Genomic DNA, 20648 nt, shown 5'->3' with positions numbered 1-20648 from the left:
CGCTACCACCACACCGACATCGAGATCGACAAACTCGCCGAGGCCACCCCCACTCAACGCCGTGCTTTCGACCTCATTGAGGCCACCATCCCCCTGACCATCGCCGCGTAGCCACAAACACAAACCAGCAAACCAGCAAACCCCCAGTTCAGGGCGGAAAACCCTTACCCAGGCAGCCGTAACTTCCGTCTAGAGGAACTCCCCGATGCGTGCCGACGATGCACAGTCAAGATCGGAAACCTAGGCACTATGAGAAGGCTCGCCAATGCGGGCGGCGGCGGTTGGCTGTAGGTGGTTGTTCCCCGACGACCTCGAAAACCTCACCTGTACTTCTTTCCTCGCGCGACATCCCTGAACTGGCTTACAACCGCTCGTCAGCCGCGTCGCTTTCGCCGTCGCATCGCGCGGTACCGCTCAAACCTGATGTAGCCGGACACCGCCGGGCGCACCACCGCCGGGTAGGGTGGTGTAATCAGTCGCGCCAAGCTCATCGGCAGCCGGCTCTTTGTGACCGTGCGATGGTGGGTGAAGGTATCGAAACCGGCCTTCCCGTGGTAGGCGCCCCACCCGCTGCGGCCGACACCACCGAACGGCCCCGCGATGATCGCGCAATGCAGCGCGAAGTCGTTCACGGTGATACCACCGCTGGTGGTCCGTTCCCGGAAATGGTCGAAAGAAGGACCGGTCTTGCCGTACCAGTAGGCCGCCAATGGTGCTGGCCGCGCCGCGATGTAGTCGCAGACTTCCTCGACGGTGTCGTAAGGCAACACCGACAACACGGGCCCGAAAACCTCCTCGTGCGCGATGTCCATGTCGCCCGTGACACCGACCAGCACCGTCGGCGGGATGCGCCGCCGCGGGCGGTCGAACGGAGTACCGACATCGTGAACTGTCGCCCCCCGTCGGCGCGCGTCATCGATCAGCGTAGCGACGCGTTGGAAGTTCATGTCGTCCACGAGACTGACCAATCCGTAACCGTCGTAGGCCGTTGCGGCCTCGCGTGCGCCGTCCAACGCCGACTCAACGAATACGCCGAGCCGGTCGCGGGGCACGAACACGTAATCCGGACACAAGCAGACCTGGCCACCGTTTACCAGTCGCGCAGCCATGATTCGACGCGCCATAGCGGGGACGTCGCCATCGTGCGCGACAACGGCCGGGTTCTTGCCGCCCAGTTCCAAGGTGACAGGGACGAGGTTCTTGGCCGCAGTACTGGCAACAAGCGCCCCCACGCGAGGCGATCCCGTGAAGAAGATGTGATCAAAAGGCAAGGCGCTGAACGCCGCCCCAACATCGGGACCGCCGATGACAACCGCGAGTTCGGTCGGGTCGAAGTAACGGGCCACCTTGGCGGCGAACAAATTCGCCGCTCGAGGGGTGACCTCAGAGAACTTGATCATCACCCGATTCCCAGCAGCCAGTGCCGACGCAGCGGGTTGCGCGACCAGGCTGACCGGAAAGTTCCACGGGCCGATAACCCCAACGACTCCCAACGGCTTTTTCTCCACGACGGTCGGCACCCCCAGCAGGCTGACGAGGCGCGTGGGGTGCTCCGGACGCATCCACCTTTCGAGGCGGCGGCGAGTCAGCGTCAGGTCCGGCAGGATTCCCCCCACCTCCGAGATCAGACTGACCACGTGGGGCCGGTTACCGAAGTCGGCGCACAGCGCCTCAGAGAATTCGTCGACATTCTCGGTCAGCAAGAGGATCAGCCGATCGATCCGGTCTCTCCGCCGCGCCGCAGACGGCGGGCCGCACTTAAGAAAGTCGCTACGCTGTGCATCGAGCATTGCACGTATGCCCGCATTCTCGCTGTGGTCAGCGACGGCTGAACGGTACTGCCGATCAGGGGACATAGGGCTCGTTCCTAACTGGGTGACCACTCACAACCTCCGTGCTGCGCAGAATGACGGGCGATCCGGGATGCCGCTCAACCAGACGGTGTGACGGTGAGCTCGAGGCGGGCATGCAAGTCGACGGGGACGATCGCGCATCCGCGGGCGTCGGCGGTGATGGTCCGGTCCCGACCGTCACCGCTGACGTGATAACGCCTCCCCGGGTCGAGCCGCGCAAGCGTCAGATCCTGCTCCGCAACGGAACCGGCGGGCCGCAGCACGAGGCGCAGGGTTTGGCCGTCGTTGCGCGCGGACGCAACCTGAACGTCCGGGTACTTGACTCGCGCCAGTTGGGGCCCATGGGCAATGCACTCAGCCGGTGGGTCGATGACCAGCGATCGCCAGCAGTCCCGGAACCCTGTGCGGTCCTGGGCAATCCAGGCGTTCCACAAGGTCGACACACCCTTGAAGTACAGCGCGCCATTCTGGCGCACCGGCGTCAGCCTGCAATGCAATTCGTCGCGGGCGGCCGCCACTGCTTCTTGGTCTCCCATCTCCGTGGCACCGTTGACCAGAGCGGCCACGTCGCTGACGACGCTGGGACGGTAGTTGCCGAAGTCGATACCCATCGGCGGCGGCTTGACCCGCAAGCCATGCTCGTCCCGGTAGAACTCTTCCTGGCGGGAGATCGCCCAATACCGTTGGGCCACATCAGGAAAAAGTGCGTTGACTAACTGGGGGACAGCCGCATTGGGCATGGGAAAGGGGACCGCAAAACCGGTGTGGCTGCTGCGCAGCGCAACCATACTCCCGTCCGGGTTGGTGAACTCGGTGTCGAGTCGCAAGCGGAACATGTCACGGATATCGTCCCAGTGGCTGGTTCCGAACACGCGGTCATAGGAGCGCACAGCCATCGCGCCGCGCAGATTGCACGCCGGGTAGATCCAGTTCGGCTCGCAAGGCCACAGGGTGAAGTGCTGTGTGTGGAAGTTTCGCATCAGTTGTTCGATCAGACTGTGCCCGTCGTGGCGAAATACCTTGCGGTCGTTGAGCCGGAACGTCAGCGCGCCCTCACGATTCCAGCGGTGGTCACCGGTGGCGGCCGTCATGTTGTGCACGTGCAGCGCGAGGTAACCGGTCAGCATGATGTTGTCGGTCTTGGCTGGGTCGGCATCCAAAGACAAGCGGCCCCAGGCGTTTTCCCACCTCCAGTAGCCCCACACCAGATGCTCGAGGTACTTTTCGACCAGCCGGTTCTGGGCCTCATGGGAGTAGCCGCTGAACGCCGGCGTGTAATGGAAAGACACCTGCGCTAGCGCGTATCCCAGCTGGTTCACTTGGTAGCGAATTGCCGACGTCTGAAACTGATCGATCTTGTCGAAGTTGCTGAAGTCGCTGGCATCTTGCAGCGCCCGATCAAAGATGTAACGCAGGCCAGCCAATGCATCCGCATCAAGTTCGCGGTCGTTTACGGCGGGCGCACCGGCCGCGCGCTCCCGGAGCGCGACCACCCGCGCCGGCAGGTAGGCGGCGCGCTCCGAGCGAGTCCGCGCAAGACGCGCCCGCGCAATGGTTCGCCACACAAACAGTAGTGCGATGGCCACGCCGGCAAGCGCGACGGCAACACCGATGCCGTAATTCGAGACGTGACCATGGGACAGAACCGCCGCGATCGCTGCCGCAGTCAGCCAGAGCAATGGCGGGAAGGTATTGGCTCCCGCACCGAACCAGGCGACCAGCGATGCGGCGAACAGCACTAGCGTGACGAGCGTTAGCGCCCAGTGCCATCCGCCGAGCGCGAGGAATCCCGCGCCGGGATACCATAATCCGACGCCGAACACCTGCCATGCGGGACTTCCCAGCCACACCAGCACGGCGCCAACCGTGACGATGGCAGCGTAAACAACCGAGGTACGCAGCAGCCGGCGGCGGGTGAGCGGGCCCAACGCCGCGGGCGGCAGGTCGGCGGGACGCGTGGCAGTGGCGGGCTTGGTCACTTCAACCTCACTGAGTCACGGGCGAATATCGGACGTAGCGTCGGTATCTGCGCCGCCAGCCGGATCAGGACGGGAACGGTGACGAGCAGATCGACGACGAGTGCAACCGCCCCGGCGGTCCGCTGGTCCAGCATCGGATCCATACCGGCCGGCCGCGTCCCGTGGATGGAGAACAACACGTGCGGGCTCAGCAAGAGGACCAGACCGATCATCGCCATGGCTTCTTGTGACACCAGCGCCGAGGCCAGGCGACGCGCGGCACCCGCTGCGGAAGGATCTGCCAGAACCGCCAGCCAGATCAGCGCGCCGGTGCCACTCACAGCGAGCAGCGCACATGCCTGCAGCACCACAGACGTCGTGATCGCGGCGTGCACGCTCGGCAGGTGGATAACAGTAACGGTCACCACAGCGGCCGCGGCGGCCGCCGGAGCAAGGTGGCCCAGAGCTTCACCGATTGCCGTGCCGCGCCATCGGTGGCGGATCCCCGACACGATCAAAATGGGTGCGACGACAGCCAGCAACTCGAGTTGAGTCATGAAGACGAAATGCGAAGACTGCGCGCCCTGCAGCACGGGCGGGCTGACCGCCGCGGCTGCTGTCGCACCACCTGCAAGGACAGCCAGCGCGCGACGGGTCATTCTGCCGTCCATGAGAGTGCTGGCCGCGCTGAGGGCGGCTAGGCCGATCACCACCGGCGCCGCCCACTGCCAACCTCCCTGGGTGTCAGGTGCGCTGCCTGCCATCGCCGTACCCGTGTGATGCGTGTTGGCGCCCGGGGCGACAACCCAGATCAGGGCACCCACAACCAGCAATTCACCCAACGTCGAACCCAGCAGCAGCCACCGAGTCGGACCTGATCCCAACAGCGATCGCGGTGCGGGTGCGCCGACGGCCCGACGGTCGAGCACGCGGTAGACCCACAATAGGAACTTGGCAATAACGATGCAGCAGGCCATCAGTCCGGCGTTTCCTTGCCCATGGCGCGGCTCCCGCGGGAATCCCGGACTGCGGCAAACAATGTCCTGACGATGTCGAAGTATTGCTGCATAGGCCCTCCAACGCCGGTAACGGCCGACCCGAAGTGGCAGATAATAACTATAACCTAGTTAGATAGCAACGTCCAGAATTTGTGCCGCGTTTGTTGGTTTTGAGGCAGAGACAGGACCGGGAAAGCTAGTCGGCTTCCGGCTGCAGCTGCGGATCGACACATTGACCGCATTGCGGCTAGAGCGCCAGAGGAATGACTCGGCATCCCGCACAGCCGCTGAATTACGCTGCGGTATAGGGTATTCAACGGGCACCATGCGTTAATGCGAGTGTCCGCTTGCCTGCGGCCATGGGCTCTGGGTCCGTCGATTGATGTTTCATCGTTAAGACGATGGGGTGGAGGTTCTTAGTCTTCTAGGGATCGTGTCAGCCGTTCGACGGCGTCGAGATAGTCTTCGATCATCTCGCGGACCACCTCACGAGCCGGTTTGACCTTGTTGAGTAAGCCGACGCCCTGCCCAACCCAGTACGTCGCCAGCGCCTGCGCACCCTTGTTGCCGTTCTCGGCAAGAGTGTCGATCCGCCGTAGCACGTTTTCCGAAACCACCGACTGCAGTGGCAGCGGCAACGGCTTCGGTCCGTTGGCCGCCGCTTCCCACGCGTCGGTCCACGCTGATCTCAGTTGCCGAGAAGGCTTGCCGGTGCGGCATTTCGAGCGCACTGTGTCACGTGAGCTGGCTGCGAGCATCTTCTGCACCGTGTAGGGCGCCGTCTCCGCCTCCTCAGTGGTGAGCCACACCGAACCAGTCCACGCACCCGCCGCACCCAGGGCGATCGCGGCAGCAACCTGGCGACCGGTGACGATTCCGCCAGCGGCCAGTACCGGCACGTCGCGGACCGCCCGGATCGCATCAATCACCTCAGGAACGAGCACCATCGTCGTCACTTCGCCGCAGTGCCCGCCGGCCTCCGTGCCCTGCACAACCAGAACATCGACCCCGGCCTGGACCTGCTTGATGGCATGCTCTTTGGTTCCGACAAGTGCGGCGACAGGCACATGCTCGGCCTTGGCGCGGTCGATCATGAATGCCGGCGGTACTCCGAGTGCGTTGGCAATCAGCTTGATCGGATGCCGAAACGACACGTCCAACAGCTCTTCACCAATGGTGTCACCGACAGCGCCGAACAGCCTGAAGGGAGTCTCGCCGAATTCGTCAAGTCGCAAGCCGTGGTGTGAAAGCAGCTGCGCGACATAGTCACGATGTTCTGCCGGTACCATCGCCTCGATCTGCTCGCGGGTCAAATCCATACCTTTGCCCTCGAACTTCTCCGGGCACACAATGTCGACGCCGTAAGGTTTGCCGGCCACCCGATCGTCGATCCAAGCCAGTTCGTGTTCGAGTTCTGCGGGACTATACGAGGACGCGCCCAGCACGCCAAAGCCTCCGGCATTGGTCACCGCGGCGACAACGTCGCGACAGTGACTGAACGCCAGGAGCGGGAAATCGATGCCAAGCATTTCGCAGATCGCGGTCCTCACCGAGCCAAACCTCCTCCCGAGGCCTTCGCCGAAATTTACCGACGGAAACCGTCCGATTTGCTTAGACGGTAGGCCACGAAGCTGCACCTTGGCAAGGAGTCTGAAATCCATCTTGAACCAGCCGTGGTCGCCACTCACGTTCCCCGCCGCGATTTTGGCGCAGCGACCACGTCGACCCGAATACGATAGGGCGACAATCCGATTCGCAGCTGACCCGGCCCAGAAAGGCCCCTGTACGTTATCCGTTTCGCAAACTGCGAAGGCCGCAGCATCACGGAGCGGTCGGCTGGCCGTACATCGCAACCAATACCGAGCGGTTAAGACTGTTTTCCGACCAGATACCGATGGCGGTATTGGCGCAATCCTGCATGAGGGCGCGCGACGGCGGATCCCACCACCACTGACCGAGGATTTGTATGCCGTTGATCGCCAGGGAGGGCACAATCGCCACGGTTTCGCCGGCCTTACCGTTGAATCCAGCGTCGCGAGCGCGGTCCTGGGGAGTTGATCCGTCGGATCCGATGTCACCGTTGATGTCGGGATTGTTGAGGACGTCAAAGGTGTGCCGCCGGGCAGCATCCGTCAGTCGGCCGTCCATATTGGAATCGGTGGTGCAGCCGTTCTGACGTTGAGCGGTGTTGATGTTCACATAGACACTGTTGTTGAGCCGAGCGTTGTTCGGTACGACAGTGTTGCCGTTGTCGGAATGCGCGACGGGTGCTGCCCACGTCCCCGCCCCGACCAGAAGCACCGCCACCGAAGGGAACAGCGTGGAGCGAACCGTGCTGCTCGCCCATGTCATCGCATGCCTCCCGGCCCTTTGAGTACCACGGCCCACGACGAATCGGAGGACAGATCACCGTCTTGCGTGCGCGGTCTGGTGGTCGCTCCCGATCTGCTGCTGTGTTGCAATTGAGTCAAAGAATTATAACTTGGTTGGAGTTCTTGAGCTAGACTCGTCACCATCAGTCGCTTGCTGCCAGGGGTTAGGACATGGGGCCGTTTCGAAAGCCGCTCGGCCCCTTCGATATAGGCATGCTTCGGCCCCTCTCGATGCTGCAGGCAGTGGTGGCAACGTCAATGTTGGGTGTCTACTTTGCCGGCGTCACAAGTGCGTCGCCATCGGAGGGGGACGCGTCCCAGTCGTGCTCGTGGGTACTCACGCCGCCGCGCGTCGTTCAGGTATCCAGTACGCGCATGGTGCTGGCCACGGTGCGACCCGGGCCGTGCACCATGGACGCGATTCCCAATGAGTCGGTCGTGTGTTTGGCGATCCAAGGAGCGGATTCGCAGAGCCAGTGCGCCCATCGGGCCGGCGCGGATCCAGCGTTGGTTTACTATCCGTATCGGCCTGGAGCGACGTACATCGTGACGGGCCAAGGTTGTGCAGATGTGGTCGAGAATCCGGTCAACCACAGCACCACCGGCCCGGTGACGAAAATGTGCAAGGCAATCGGGCCGACTGCGTTCACGTTATGAAGCGCCGACAGGGACTTTGGGCGCGCAAAGTATCGCTGAGACTACGCGCTGGAATCAGACCGGGTCGAAGCCGCTGATCAGCCACCGGCCGTCAACCTTGTCCAGGGTCACCCGGACGCTGGAAGCGGAAGCGCTGGGTGGATCGGTGTCGACGACCACGGTCTGGTTGACGAACACCAGGACCACCGCGTGGCTCGACGTAGCTGACACGGAGGCCGCCGCGGGAACGGTGGCAACCGCCGAGATGTGCCTTTGTTTGGCGCCGGGGATAACCACGTCGTGGGTCAGCTGCGTGTAGGAATCCTTGAAAGTCCCGGTCAACCGGTCCCGAGCGGCCCCTAGGTCCTTGTCAGCGGTGTCGGGCTGATAGGACAGTATGGCAACGGTGCCGTCCTTGGCGGCTACAACGGACTCGACGCTGCCGGTCTGCGATGCGCGGATCGATGACGACTGCCACTTCAGGTAGCCGCCTGCCGCCGCGAGTAACAACACCAGGCCCGGAAGCACTCCGAAAGCGAGTAGTCGCGAAATGCTAATGGTACGTCGGGTTTTCGCCCGGCCACCGGCTTTTCCGTCCTGTTCGTCTTCAGACTCGTTGGAGGGCGCGTCCGCTGATTCCGTGTTCGCGTCGCCGTCGCTGATGTCCTCGGCGTGTTCGCCTGCCCCGGTGTCGTTCTCGATCTCGTCGGCGGTATCTTCGGCGACCGTGGCGACATCCGCAACGGTCGCGGATTCGGCGTCGACGGGCACCGCGTCTGATTCCTTTTCTGGCTCGTTCGCTTCGCCACCGGCCATGCCGGGCTGAGATGTCATGACGGTACGAACAAAACGTTCGAAACCTTCGCTCCATCATCGACCTTTTGTACGTCGATCCTCATTCGCCAGGCCCGCAGCGGCTGATCTTCTGCGCCAAGATTGGACGTCTTGACGGAAACAGCGACAAGCACCCGAGCTTCATTGCGTGACACGGACTCCAGACCCGCCTCGGTGACGGTCCCCACCGATTTCGACTGCATCTTCTTCACTAGGTCGATGAAGGGCTGCGAGCGTTTGGAGAAGTCGTCGTAGAACGGCCCTGTGGCGGAGTCCAGTATGCGTTGGATGTCGCTATTGACGTTTTGCCAATCGATGGTGGTCAAGTTCACCGCGCCCTGCCGCCCCACCCGCAGGAACAGCTCGCGCTGTTCTTGCTCCTGACGCAACTGGTAAGTCCGCAATCCCAGCCATCCGACCACCCCGCCGAGGGCGAGAATGGCGACCAGACTAACCAATGTTGCCAGCCGCACGGGCGACAGTCGCTGTTGTGTCGGTTTAACATCCTCGTCGTCGCCACCGGCGTCAAGGTCATCGGACTGCGCCGCGGACGCCTCGTCGTGTTCAACGTCGTCGGCAGGAACGTCCGGCTCTTCGGTCGATGTCGAGTCGGTATCCGATTTCGATTCCGTTGACGGCTCTTCTGCGGTTTCGGTATCGCTCATTTCGCCTTCGGGGGCATCAGCATCTGCTGCCATGTTTGTTCCTGGTCGGAAGGACGGGCCAGATCGGTTTGTCGGTATTCTTGCCCGTCCGGTCCAACATACGTGCCGGTGGCGGGATCATACTCCGCGACCGCAATCGGAGCCGGAGGCGACGCGGGCGGAGCCGGCGATGTGGCTCCTGCCGTCGACGGCTGCGCCGACACACCCGGTGTTGCGCCAGGCAGAAACTGCGGGATATCCTGCCCCGACAACGTCGAGTTGGGGTCACCTTTCCAGTTGTATCCCTCGTTGAGGGGGACGTATTCCTCGTCGCTTTCACACATCTTCACCGTCGGGGCGCGTTTTCCCGGGCGAGTCTCGCACGGGTAATTGCGGGCCCCCCGTACGTTCAGGGCGGCGTCTTGCGGTATCCGGCAATACATATCGCCTGACGGACGGTCCGGGTGATCCTCGAAGCTGGGCGACCTGATCTGCTGCGCTGCCAGGTATCCGGTCGTGCACGCCGGCGGGAGGTTGATGTTGATGTTGAAGCTCAAGTTCAGACCGGGATAACTGGACTTGATGTTTCGGTCGGGCAGGATGGTCGCCAGGCCCCCGGCCGTCGCCGCTGGCAGTATCACCAATAGCTGCTCGAGGTCGGCGCGGTAGGCGACCCCCACCTCGCCCACACTGACCAAGTTGGCCAGCACGATGGGCAGCGTCGGCTGCAGCCGGTCGAACAGCTGGCGGGTCTCCTCTGCCGCCGGGGCACCCTTGTTGATCACGCCGGCCACGGCGGCATCATTGGTTTGCAGCTGTTTGCTGATGCTGGCCAGGTTGGACGCCCAGGCCTGCACCGCATCCGATGAGTTGGTCTGGCTGTCGAGCAGCGGCTTCGATTCGTCGATGAGGGTGGTCAGCGCATCCAGGTTGTTTCGGGCATCAATTGCCAGAGTGGTGGTGCCTTTCAGCAGCCGGGAAAGTTCCGGGCCGAGCCCGCCGAGGGCGAGATAGCTCTCGTCGACCACCGTTTTGAGGTTGTCGTGTGGGATGGCCTGCAGGCCGCGGTTGGTCGCCGCAACCAGCGAGTTGATGTCGGGGGGAACGCTCGAGTGGTCGACGGGGATAACGTCGCCGTTCTTCAGCTTGGGCCCGGTTCGGCTGTGCGGCGTCAGAGCAACGTACTGCTCGCCGACCGCCGACACGCTGTGCACCTCGGCGGCGAGATCCGTGGCGGGGATCTCGACGTTCGAATTCATCTGAAGCACGGCCTCGGCGCCGGTACTGGTCAGCCGGACGTCGCGCACCCGGCCGACGGTGACACCCCGGTAGGTGACATTCCCGCCCGCGTAGAGGCCGCCGGCCTGGGGCAGCTGCACCGTAACCGTGTAACGACCGATACCGAAAATCGTGCTTTGGACCTGAAGGTAGCCGAAAAGCACGGCCGCGATCGCGCCGTTCGCAATGACAGCGAAGACCGCTATCTGGATCTTGATGCGCCGTGTCAGCATGTCACGCCCCCTGGTCGAAGTGATAGGGGACGACCAACGGGTTGCGCGCGGTGTAGGGGCTGGGTAGCTGGCCGATAGTGCGGCCCCACTGCAGCTCGAGCTCGGTCAGGTTACCCTCCCACCGAGTGCCGGTGAAGAACGAGTTGTCGATCCGGCTCAGCGTCAAGTCGATGATGGCGGTCAGGTTTCCGTAGTCGCCGCGGATCCATTTGCTGATCGTGGGCTTGGGGAACGGGTAGGTCGCGAAGTAGTCCAGGGAACGGGTCAGCGCTGGCCCGGCATCGGCCAGCGACTGCAGCACCGGGCCGATATCGTTGAGTTCCTTGACCAGGTTTTCCTTGGTCTGGTAGACGGAGTCGGCGGCTAGCGCACTCAACTTGCCTAATTGAGCGAGGGCATCCACCAGGTTTTCCCGCTCATCGTTCAGCACGGCCAACGCGTCAGGGATGGTCTTGAGCGCCTTGTCGAGGACCGACCTCTGGTCGGCGAACTGGCCGACCAGGTTGTTCAGGCTGTCCGTGGCGGCAATGATGTCGTCTTTTTGGTCATTGAGGTAGCCGACGAATTTGTCCAGCTGCTGGATCAAGCTTCTCAAATCCTGTTCGCGACCCGAGAATGCGGTGCTCAACGCCCTGGTGATGTCCTGGACGTTGGCCAGCCCACCGCCGTTGAGCACCAAGGAAACGGCGGCAAGTGTTTGTTCGGTCGATGGGAAGGCGCCTGCCGACGACAGGGGAATCAGTGATCCGTTCTTGAGCTTTCCCACCGGCGGGGTGTCCTTGGGTGGCGCCAGTTCGACGTGCACCGAACCGAGCAGGCTGGTTTGACCGATCGTGGCAGTCGCGTTGGCGGGTAGGTCAACCTTGCCGTCGAGCGTCATGGTGATCATCGCATGCCAGCCCTGGAGTTCGACCTTCGTGACGTTGCCGACCGTCACGTCGTTGACCTGGACCCGGGAATTGGTCTTGAGGTTCTGGACGTCGGGCAGTTGCGCCGCGACGGTGAAGGAACCGGGGCCACCGCCCTTGGTGCCGGGTAGCCACAACGAGTTCGCCCCACGGAAGTCCCGAATGAAACCGCAGCCGGACAGCGCGAGCACGAGCAGTGCTGCTAGGGCGCCGGCGCTGGCGCGCCGCCGGTTTCCGAGTCGGTTCACTGTCCACCTCCGGGCGGCACCATCATTCCTTTAAGACCGTCAGCCGGGTTGGTCGGTATGGGGTCCGGTGGCCTGGCAGGTACGAACGGCGGATTCGCGTGATCGGGGTCGACCATGCCGTTGCCGAAATAGTTGTAGATCCTGTTCGCCGGCGGCAGTGGCCCGTTGGGCGGCGGCGGCACTGTACGGAACTGCTCTGTCGGTGGCGGCCCCGGTGATGGGACGTAATCCGGCCGCAGCCAGTCTTCGCTGTAGGTGACTTCATTGGGCCGCGCCATGACGCCGACGAAGGGATTGAATCCGAGCGGCGGGAAGGTGTACTGACGGTTCTTGATAATTGGCGCCAGATACTGCACGCACAGCTTCGCCGACTGCTCGGCACCCAGCCGTGATGCCGCCTGCACCGCCGAGCACAGGAACTGAACCGGGTTGGCAAAGTTGCTGACCGCGATCGCGCCGGTCAGCGCGATGTTCGCGGGCTGGTAGATGTTGGCGAAATTCTGGAACGCCGGCGTCCCGATATGCAGCGTCTGCTTGATGTCGTCGAGGCTCTCGACCACGGCGTTAGATATCGACGCCAGTTTGTCCGAGGTGGTACCCAGCGCCTCACGATTTTCAGCCACAAAGCTCGCAACGTCACCGGCCACATCGTTGAGGTCCCGCACCGCGTTTGTGACCTCATTCGGATCGTTCGCCAGCAACCTCGTCACAGCGGCCAGGTTCTGGTTCAGACGCTGCAACAAGTCGCCGCTGTCACGCAGCGCCGATACCAGAATCGACAGGTTTTTGAGGCTCTTGAACAAGTCGCCGCTATGGTCGCCGAGCGCTGAGATCGCCTGCGAAAGCTTGATGATGGTGTTACGGATATCGGGTCCCTGGCCGCGCAGGTTGTCGGCTGCGGTGTTGATGAAAGCGCCCAATGTGCTGACGCCACCCGGTTGGGTGGGCTGCAGTGTCTGGGCGAGCTTCTCGAGTTGCTGACGAAAGTCGTCCCATTCCACAGGGACGGCGGTGCGCTCCTGCGGAATCAGGGTGTGATCCGTCATCGCGGGTCCACCGGTGTAGGCGGGTGTCAGCTGGATAGCCCGAACCGTTACCAGAGACGGTGACAGAATCACCGCTTTGGCGTCGGCTGGCACCTGGTATTTGTCGGTATACCAGAAGGAGACTTTGACGCGGTCGGGCTGCGGCTCGATTTTTTCGATCTTGCCGACTGGCACCCCGAGGATCACGACGTTATCGCCGGGGTAGATCCCGTTGCTGTTGTCGAAGTATGCGGTGATGTGCGTGCGACCGCCGCCGGTCGCGGTCCACACCACCGCGACGATGCCGCCGATCAGCGCCACCGCCAGCAGGGCGGCCACGCCGATCCTGGCACCTCGTGAACGCTTCACCGCCCACCCCCTTCAGCCGGCGCTGCCGGCGATACCTGCCCGGGCGCCGGCTGCCCGATCGGTCCCGGTGGCGTGGGGACGGACGCTTGTGGGCCCGGCGGCGTTTCTGCCGGGGGCCCCGGCGGCGGGCCGCCGGGAGGTGGCGCGGGCGGCGGCTCCCGATAGGGGTAGCAGCCTGGGCCGGGCAATGGCACTCCCGGCGGACCGCACTGATGGTCATTGGGGTTGCCCGTGATGGCGTCGGGTAGCGTCAACCTCGGGTCTCCCCCCTGGCCGGTCCGTGGATACGGCATTGGCAACGGCGGGGTCGCCTGCTGGCCGGTCTGCGGGTCGGAGAGCTGCGAGGGCAGTAAAACGTTGGGATCCAGCCCGAGGTCGGAGAAAGCCACGTCGATGAACGGTTGTAAGAACTGCCCGGGCAGCAGGTTCGCCAGATAGGCCTTGAAGTAGGGGCCCGACGACACCGATTCACCCAGCGAAAGCGCGTAGGCGTTGAGCCCCTTGATCGCCTTTTGCACCCGCTCCTTGCGGTTGTCGACGACGGTCAACGCGGCGTTGAGCTTGTCCAACGCGGGCTTAAGTGTTTGACGGTTCTCCGCGATGAACCCCTTGACCTGCTGCGCCAACGCCGAGAGGTTGTTCGAGATTTGATCCAGCGCGCTGCTCTGAGTCCGCAACTGCACCAACAAGGCGTTGGTGTTGGTGACCAGGCTCACCACTTGGTCGCTGCGTTCGGCAAGCACGGTGGTGGCCTTGTTTGCGTTCTCCAGTAAGGTCCGCAGCTGGGCGTCACGCTTGTCGATCGTCTCGGAGAATCGCGCCACACCTCGCACCGCGGCCTGCAGGTCGGGTGGCGTGTTGGAAAATGTGTCCGACAGCACCGCCAGGGAACGGGACAATTGGTCGGTGTTCAGCCCGCTGATGGTGGTCGAGAGATCGCCGAGTGCCTGGGGAAGCTCATACGGCGGGGTCGTGCGGTCAAGTGGTATCGGCCCGTGCAGCTGTCCATCTCCCCGTGGAGTGATCTCGAGGAGCTTGGCGCCGAGCAGGGTCTTCAGCTTGATCGCTGCCTCGCTGCGATCGCCCAACCGAACATCACTGCCGACCTTGAACTTGACCAGTACCCGAGGACCGTCGAGCTCGACGGATGAAACGTCACCCACCCGGAAACCCGAAACTTGGACCGGGTTACCGGCGGCGAGTCCACCCGCTTCGGCGAAGTAGGCCGAGTACTCCTTGGTCTGGTCGATGAGGGGCAGCTTCTGGTAATTGAGCGAAAGCCACATACCGGCGAGGACCAGGCCGATACCGACGGCGCCGACGATAAGCGGGTTGCGTTCGGAGAAGGTTTTCACTTCGGCGTGCACCTCCCGGTGTCCTGGCCGGCCAGCTTGACGTATACCGGCTGGCCGCCCTTGCCATTGACCTTCAAGAGGAGATCGCACAGGTAAAAACTGAAGAAGTCGCCGTAAAGGCCCAACCTGCCGACCATTTGATACGCGTCGGGAAGGGTGTTGAGCAGGTTGTCCAAGTAATCGCGGTCGGCCTCAAGGACTCCGGCGGTCCGGTCCAACTCGGTGACCACTTTCTTGGCCGGCGTGCGGCCCTGTGCCAACAGGTCGGCGATCGACCGGGCAGCCGCATTGCCGTACGCCACCGTATTGCTGATGTCCTGTTTACGCGCTTCGAGGCCCTTCACCAGTTCCGACAACGAGTCGACGGCCTTCGCAAACTGCTTGCTTTGGCCGCCAAGCGACCCGAGCACGGTATTCAGGTTGACAATCACCTGACCGATCAGCTGATCCCGGTCGGCCAAGGTGTTGGTCAAAGCGGCGGCTTGGGCAAGGAACGAGCCGATCGTTGCACCTTGTCCCTGGAAGGCCGCAATCAACTGGCCGCTCAACGCGTTGACCTGGTCTGGGTCCAGCGCGCGGAACAGTGGTCGGAAGCCGCCGATCAACGCGTCCAAATCCAGCGCCGGCTGCGTGCGGCTCAACGGAATCGTGTCCCCGGGGTGCAGCCTTTTGACGCCACCGGCTCCTTCTTCCAACGTCAGGAACCTGCCGCCGATGAGGTCGTCATAGCGAATGACGGCGCGGGTGCCCTCGGTCAGCACCGCCGAGGGGATAACGGAGAACTCCACGCGCAGGGTCGAGTCGGGCAGGAACGAAATCTTCTTGACCTTGCCCACCTCGACACCAGCGATGCGGACGAAGTTCCCGTTGCGCAGCCCGGAGACGTTCGCGAAGTGTGCGTTGTAGGTCTCCTCGGGCTGGAACCGGAACTGGCCGAAGATGAGAAACACTAACGCTACCGAGATCAGGCACGCCATCGCGTAGATAGCAAAACGCCACAGCGAGCCGCTCAAACTTTCTCGCATGTCCGCCTTTCTCTATCGCTTCCGGCAGTCAGTGTTCGGACGCATCCGGCGCCGGTAGCGGCGGAACCGTCGGCACCGGCGTGGGTTGTACCTGCGCCGGATGCGCCGGCACGAACGGTTCCGACCCCGGCGGCGGCGGCCCAGGCTCCCGCGGCCTGCCCGGTATGGCAGGCGGCAAACCCGGATACAACGGCGTCCCATCCGGCAGGTACCACGGCGCACCGTAGGGCGGCGCGCCCGGGTACGGCACCGGACCCGGCGCCGGCCCCCCGTTGAGGGTGTAAATGCTCGGGGGTTTCGGCGTCCCGCGGGTGACCGGGCCGTAGTTGGCAAGCCCCGGGAAGCCGATGCCCGGATTCGGCCGAACGTCCACCCCGGTACCCCATCCGGTGTTGGTCACCAAGTAACGCACCGGGAAGTTCTTGCCAACGTCCGGCAGTGAACCGCAGCCCGGCGCTCCGCCGGGCCCACCTTTGGCGCCGTTGATGGGCAGGTGGTCCGGATACCGGTACATATCGTCACCGAACAATATGCCGGCGTCACCGATCAGCGACTTTCCGTTGTGCCCGGCGACGGCTTCTATCAAATCGTTCAGGCCGAGATATCCGCCCACCAACAAGCAGGTGAGTGACGGGTTATATTTCATCAGTAGCCGCGTCGTCGGCTCGAGCACGTTGATCGCGTGAACGAGATTGTCCCTGGCCGGGCCAATAAGGTTGATGCCGCTGTTGGACAGTCCGATCACGCCCACCAGCAGTGCGTCAAGTGCCTGTGCATTGTCGGTGATCGTTTTGCTCGTCGTGCTGGCGGCATCGAGCACAGACAGAATGTCTGGGGCTGCCGCGCTATAGGTGTCGCTGAAACCCTTCAGCGCGCGGTAGTCGGCCCGGATGGTGTCACTGCGCGGGTTGATCGCCATCAGCACCTGATTGAGGTCGGTGACGGCCTCGCCCAGGGCTTCGCCCTTCCCGCGGAAGCCCTCACCCAACGCCGAGAGCACCGCATTCAGTTTCGCCGGGTCGATCTGGTTCAGCAAACTGACCACGTTCTCGAAGGTGGTGTTCAGCTCGGTGCTCACGTTGCGCGACCTGAGCACCGCCCCCGCTGCCAGCCTTTTCGGGCTCGGTTGGGCAGGCGTGACCAGCTCGACATACTTGGCGCCGAACGCGGTCGGCGCCGTGATCTGAGCCTCGACGTTGGCCGGAATATACCTAAGCTGGTCCGGGTACAGTTCCAACTCTAGTTTCACCTGACCGTCCGGGTCGATCGAAGAGACCCGACCGACCTCCACACCGCGCAGCTTGACCTTTGCCCCGGGGTCCATGACCAGACCGGCCCGGTCGGACACCAGGGTGACGCGGGCATACGGTTGCAGGTTTCGATTGAACGCAAGGACGGTCAGCACACCGCCCGCGATTACCAGCACGACGAGGAAAAGGGTCCATGCGGCCGGGTGTAGGCGGAATTCACGCCGCTTCGGTGTCATCTTTATTGCTATCCCGACAAGTGGAAGCTACCGGACCGCCCGTAAAGCGCCAGACCTACCGCGGCGGTCACGAGTGTCAAGACCACCAGCGAGGCGCGTACAGCACGGCCCGTCGCCTCTCCGACACCGGCCGGACCGCCCGACGCGTTGAAACCGTAGTAGGTGTGCAGCAGCATGACCACAATCCCCTGCACGACCACCTGGACCATCGCCCACAACACGTCAGTTGGCCGCAGGAAGGTGTGGAAATAGTGGTCGTAGACGCCGCTCGACTGCCCGTAGGTGAATTGCACAAGAAACTGGGTCGATAAGAAACCCACCAGCAGCGAGATGCAACACAGCGGGATCGCCAGCACCACACCACCCACCAGCCGGGTTGCCACCAGGTAAGCCATGGTCCGAACGCCCATCACATCGAGGGCATCGATCTCCTCACTGATCCGCATCGCGCCGAGTTGCGCCGTTGCTCCGGCGCCGATCGTGGCGGCCAGACCGATGGCGGTGATCAACGGCGCGGCCAGACGCGGGTTGACGTAGGCGGAGAAAAAGCCGACCAGCGCCTCCACCCCGAGGTTGGCCGTCTGGCTGTACCCGACGATGGCGATCAGAAAACCGGTGTTAATCAGCAGGAAACTTACGATCGCGACGGTGCCGCCGATCAGCGCAAGTGCACCCACGCCCATGCTCATTTGGGCGATAACGCGGATCGTCTCCGTCCTGTAGTAAATGAGGGCATCCTTGATGCTGATAATCGCCCGGAGATAGAACGCGGTTTGTTCTCCGATGTGATTCCATCCGTCAACCACGGCCCGGATGCCGCGGATCAGCCTTGGTTCTGGTGCGATAGGGGTGCTCATTAATGTTGCACCTGCGCGAGGACGGCGCTGAGTAGCGTATTGATCACGTAGAGGGCCATGAATGTATATACGACAGTCTCATTGACCGCGTTACCGACACCCTGCGGACCACCACCCACGGTGAACCCCTTGTAACAAGCGATCAAGCCGGCGGCCAGGCCGAACAAGGTCGCCTTGATGACGGCGATGATTACGTCGGGCAGCCCGATGAGTAACGTGAGACTGGCCGCGTAGGCGCCGGGGTTGACGTGTGAAACATAGACCGCGAAGCAAAGATCGGCGAATAGGCCGACCATTGTCCCCAGCCCGCTCAACAGGAAACTGTTCAGGGTGAGCGCCGCCACCCTCGGCACCGCGAGCCGCTGAATCGGGTCGATGCCCATAACCCGCATCGCGTCAATCTCATTGCGGATGGTGCGCGCACCGAGGTCGGCGCACATCGCGGTGGCCGCGGCTCCCCCGATAACCAGCACGGTGATCGCCGGTCCAATCTGGGCGACCACCGCAAGGGCCGCGCCCGTCCCCGAGTTGTCGGCGGCCCCGATTTCGATGATCAGGACGTCGAGCAGGAATATGACGAACGCATTGAACACGACTGCCAGCAGGATCGCGGGTACCAGCGATACCCGTGCGGTGAACCAACTTTGGTGGATGAACTCACGCCAGGCCCACGGCCAGCGAAACGCCTGCACCATGGTGTCCAGGGACATCGCGATGAAACCGCCGATTTCCCGCAGCGGCTTGGCGGCCGGGTGGTGGACAACCACTAGCAGGCACCTCCGCGTCCGCTCATGACCGGCATAGCGACTGTCCCCTGGTGCGACAATGCTCTGCCGACCTCCCGGATGGTTGCGCCTCCCAGCACGGGAGGATGCCGGATGACGGTACCTCACCTTGTGCACCTCTGGCAACCATCTCCACCAGCGGATGAGTGTAGCTACTAAGACTACCTAGTAGACCAAGTGTTCTTTGCTGAAGGCGAGGCCCAACCACCTTTGCCGGAGCCAATGGTGGGGCCGTCGGATCGGCAACGACGGCTGGGAGCCCGCCCCACCGCTGCTGCTCACGCTGACCCCCGCTTACCCGATATCACCTGGTCAAAGCCAAATCAACCCAACTAGACGGAAACGGCATCTCGGGGCCGGCGCACAGGCTCTCTGAGCCTGCGCTGTCAAGCGACCGGACGGGGGCTGTCGGCATGACCGATGGTGTTTCGCTGGCACTACGTCGCCGAAGCGCTTGCCGAACAGAGCCGTTGCTCCCAGCAACGAATACCACGGCCGCCAGCTGGGAACGTGAGGCCGTTCGGACGGCTTCCAGAAAACGTGGGCGCTGATGCCCGGAGGTCCCCAGGATCAGGCCTCCCAACCGCGCATCCGTCCAGAAACGCAAGCCCAATGTTGGGGCAATGGCGCGTGCTAGAAAAAAACTCCACACTGACGTCATCAGACGCCACTCCCCTCGCGCGCCTGGATGTTTCGTCGACTATGGGCACCTGTGCCGAACCGCGTGAGCGCAGCAGGAGCGCCTAGCTTGCGGCCGTGTCACCGGCTAAACGGGGCTACCCTTATACCAATCAGAGCCGTGAGCACATTCGAGGTGAGTCATGCAACGCGGATGCACCGCCGCCACACTGCTCTTGCTGATCGCCACCGCGGGTTGTTCGTCGGGGCCGCCGGCCCTCACATTGCCCAACGGCGCATTACCACCTGGTACCGCACATGTCACCGTCAACGGCAACGAGACGCGTCAAGTCCACGAGGTGAAGTGCGAGAGCATCGGGAAAGGCTTGACCTGGATCTACATCGGGAGTGCCCGCGCGCGGACTACGCTGCTGCTCGACGACGCACGGACCCCAAAGGCAGTGGCCTTCAATGACGTCGAGGGGTTCACCGGCAGCTATTGGCAAGATCTGCAGGGCAACGCCCGACTGGCCATGGTCGATCAGACCTACATGCTTACCGGGACCGTGGCCGGCTTCAACGCCGAGCAACCGCATACCAGAACCATGACTGACTTCGCTGTCAAAGTGGCCTGTTAACGCGGGTTGTGTCGCCGCGGAAGCGCTCGGCTCTGGGACTCGCCGCTTCTATCGATGGCGCAGATGCCCATGTGCCACGGCGCGACAGGCAGCGCAAACTGCGTGGCAACTCGACGTGGCGCGAAAAGCGTCAATAGATGGTTTGCTGCGTCCAGCTGCACTGGCGCCGCTGGCTGCCGCTGAAGGCGCATCGGATGCGGTGCGATCGCCGAAGCCTGCTGAGCTGGTTTCACGGACACTGCAGGCCGACGCTGCGCGAAGCGGTCCGGCTGGCTGTTGGAGTCTGATCGCCTGGTGCAGGTCCGACGCGGCTGTTGACCGGCATTCACGATGAGGATGATGGCGGCGTTGATCGTGAGGATGTGCGGGTATGAAACGACCCCGCCGGTGGATGTCCGGCGGGGTCGGTGGTGTTCGGGGTGTCGGTGTGGTGTTCAGTCCGCCGTGACTTCGGCAACAGCGGTGCGGGTGGAGGATTCGTCGACGATGGCCTTGTCGGCGGCGAACGCGGCGACGAGGGCTTGTAGC

The 20648-nt window shown here is 63.2% G+C and carries 16 protein-coding genes and 1 pseudogene; 1 reads left to right on the top strand and 16 read right to left on the bottom strand.

The window, feature by feature from the left end:
• Positions 1 to 374: 374 nt before the first annotated feature.
• From EET03_RS28985 to EET03_RS28910, 15 genes are all read right to left on the bottom strand, one after another.
• Positions 375 to 1856: an aldehyde dehydrogenase family protein gene (locus tag EET03_RS28985; RefSeq protein ID WP_099194430.1), complete on the bottom strand. Its 1482-nt coding sequence runs from the start codon at positions 1854 to 1856 to the stop codon at positions 375 to 377.
• A 74-nt stretch (positions 1857 to 1930) separates the two neighbouring features.
• Positions 1931 to 3832, bottom strand: a complete 1902-nt coding sequence (locus tag EET03_RS28980) for a linalool dehydratase/isomerase domain-containing protein (protein ID WP_075544878.1) — start codon at positions 3830 to 3832, stop codon at positions 1931 to 1933.
• The gene (locus EET03_RS28975; protein ID WP_167470742.1) at positions 3829 to 4740 is read right to left on the bottom strand and encodes a cytochrome c oxidase assembly protein; all 912 of its coding nucleotides are present in this window, start codon (positions 4738 to 4740) and stop codon (positions 3829 to 3831) included. Before EET03_RS28975 ends, EET03_RS28980 begins: the two co-directional genes overlap by 4 nt.
• A gap of 485 nt (positions 4741 to 5225) precedes the next feature.
• Entirely contained in the window at positions 5226 to 6359 is a 1134-nt protein-coding gene (locus EET03_RS28970) for an NAD(P)H-dependent flavin oxidoreductase (RefSeq protein ID WP_075544880.1), read from the bottom strand.
• A gap of 271 nt (positions 6360 to 6630) precedes the next feature.
• Positions 6631 to 7161 (bottom strand): CAP domain-containing protein, encoded by a 531-nt coding sequence (locus tag EET03_RS28965; protein WP_075544881.1) that lies wholly within the window; start codon positions 7159 to 7161, stop codon positions 6631 to 6633.
• A 731-nt stretch (positions 7162 to 7892) separates the two neighbouring features.
• Positions 7893 to 8651, bottom strand: a complete 759-nt coding sequence (locus tag EET03_RS28955) for a hypothetical protein (protein WP_099194434.1) — start codon at positions 8649 to 8651, stop codon at positions 7893 to 7895.
• Entirely contained in the window at positions 8648 to 9349 is a 702-nt protein-coding gene (locus tag EET03_RS28950; protein ID WP_075544883.1) for a hypothetical protein, read from the bottom strand. The genes EET03_RS28955 and EET03_RS28950 overlap by 4 nt, the downstream gene beginning before the upstream one ends.
• The gene (locus EET03_RS28945; RefSeq protein ID WP_075544884.1) at positions 9313 to 10806 is read right to left on the bottom strand and encodes an MCE family protein; all 1494 of its coding nucleotides are present in this window, start codon (positions 10804 to 10806) and stop codon (positions 9313 to 9315) included. The genes EET03_RS28950 and EET03_RS28945 overlap by 37 nt, the downstream gene beginning before the upstream one ends.
• Position 10807: 1 nt before the next feature.
• A complete protein-coding gene (locus tag EET03_RS28940; RefSeq protein WP_099194436.1) occupies positions 10808 to 11962 on the bottom strand; it encodes a virulence factor Mce family protein in 1155 nt (384 codons plus the stop codon).
• Positions 11959 to 13356, bottom strand: coding sequence for a virulence factor Mce family protein (locus EET03_RS28935; protein WP_099194438.1), 1398 nt, complete (start codon positions 13354 to 13356; stop codon positions 11959 to 11961). The genes EET03_RS28940 and EET03_RS28935 overlap by 4 nt, the downstream gene beginning before the upstream one ends.
• Complete coding sequence (locus tag EET03_RS28930; RefSeq protein WP_075544893.1) at positions 13353 to 14711, bottom strand: MCE family protein; 1359 nt, start codon at positions 14709 to 14711, stop codon at positions 13353 to 13355. The genes EET03_RS28935 and EET03_RS28930 overlap by 4 nt, the downstream gene beginning before the upstream one ends.
• Complete coding sequence (locus EET03_RS28925; RefSeq protein WP_075544887.1) at positions 14708 to 15736, bottom strand: MCE family protein; 1029 nt, start codon at positions 15734 to 15736, stop codon at positions 14708 to 14710. Before EET03_RS28925 ends, EET03_RS28930 begins: the two co-directional genes overlap by 4 nt.
• Positions 15737 to 15764: 28 nt before the next feature.
• On the bottom strand, positions 15765 to 17222 hold the full coding sequence (locus tag EET03_RS28920) for an MCE family protein (protein WP_075544888.1): 1458 nt from the start codon (positions 17220 to 17222) through the stop codon (positions 15765 to 15767).
• An 8-nt stretch (positions 17223 to 17230) separates the two neighbouring features.
• Positions 17231 to 18079, bottom strand: coding sequence for an MlaE family ABC transporter permease (locus tag EET03_RS28915; protein ID WP_075544889.1), 849 nt, complete (start codon positions 18077 to 18079; stop codon positions 17231 to 17233).
• The gene (locus EET03_RS28910) at positions 18079 to 18789 is read right to left on the bottom strand and encodes an MlaE family ABC transporter permease (protein ID WP_082274897.1); all 711 of its coding nucleotides are present in this window, start codon (positions 18787 to 18789) and stop codon (positions 18079 to 18081) included. Before EET03_RS28910 ends, EET03_RS28915 begins: the two co-directional genes overlap by 1 nt.
• An 896-nt stretch (positions 18790 to 19685) precedes the next feature.
• Between EET03_RS28910 and EET03_RS28905 the strand changes: the two genes are divergently transcribed.
• On the top strand, positions 19686 to 20120 hold the full coding sequence (locus EET03_RS28905; protein ID WP_075544891.1) for a lipoprotein LpqH: 435 nt from the start codon (positions 19686 to 19688) through the stop codon (positions 20118 to 20120).
• Positions 20121 to 20554: 434 nt separating this feature from the next.
• On the opposite strand, the pseudogene EET03_RS28900 reads toward EET03_RS28905, so the two are convergent.
• Positions 20555 to 20648 (bottom strand): annotated as a pseudogene (locus tag EET03_RS28900) (ExeA family protein); the annotation flags it as partial.

Origin of the sequence: Mycobacterium innocens (assembly GCF_900566055.1) — a bacterium.
GTDB lineage: Bacteria > Actinomycetota > Actinomycetes > Mycobacteriales > Mycobacteriaceae > Mycobacterium > Mycobacterium innocens.
The sequence above is the reverse complement of the archived record's forward strand: the minus strand, read 5'-3'. Positions and strand labels throughout refer to the sequence as shown.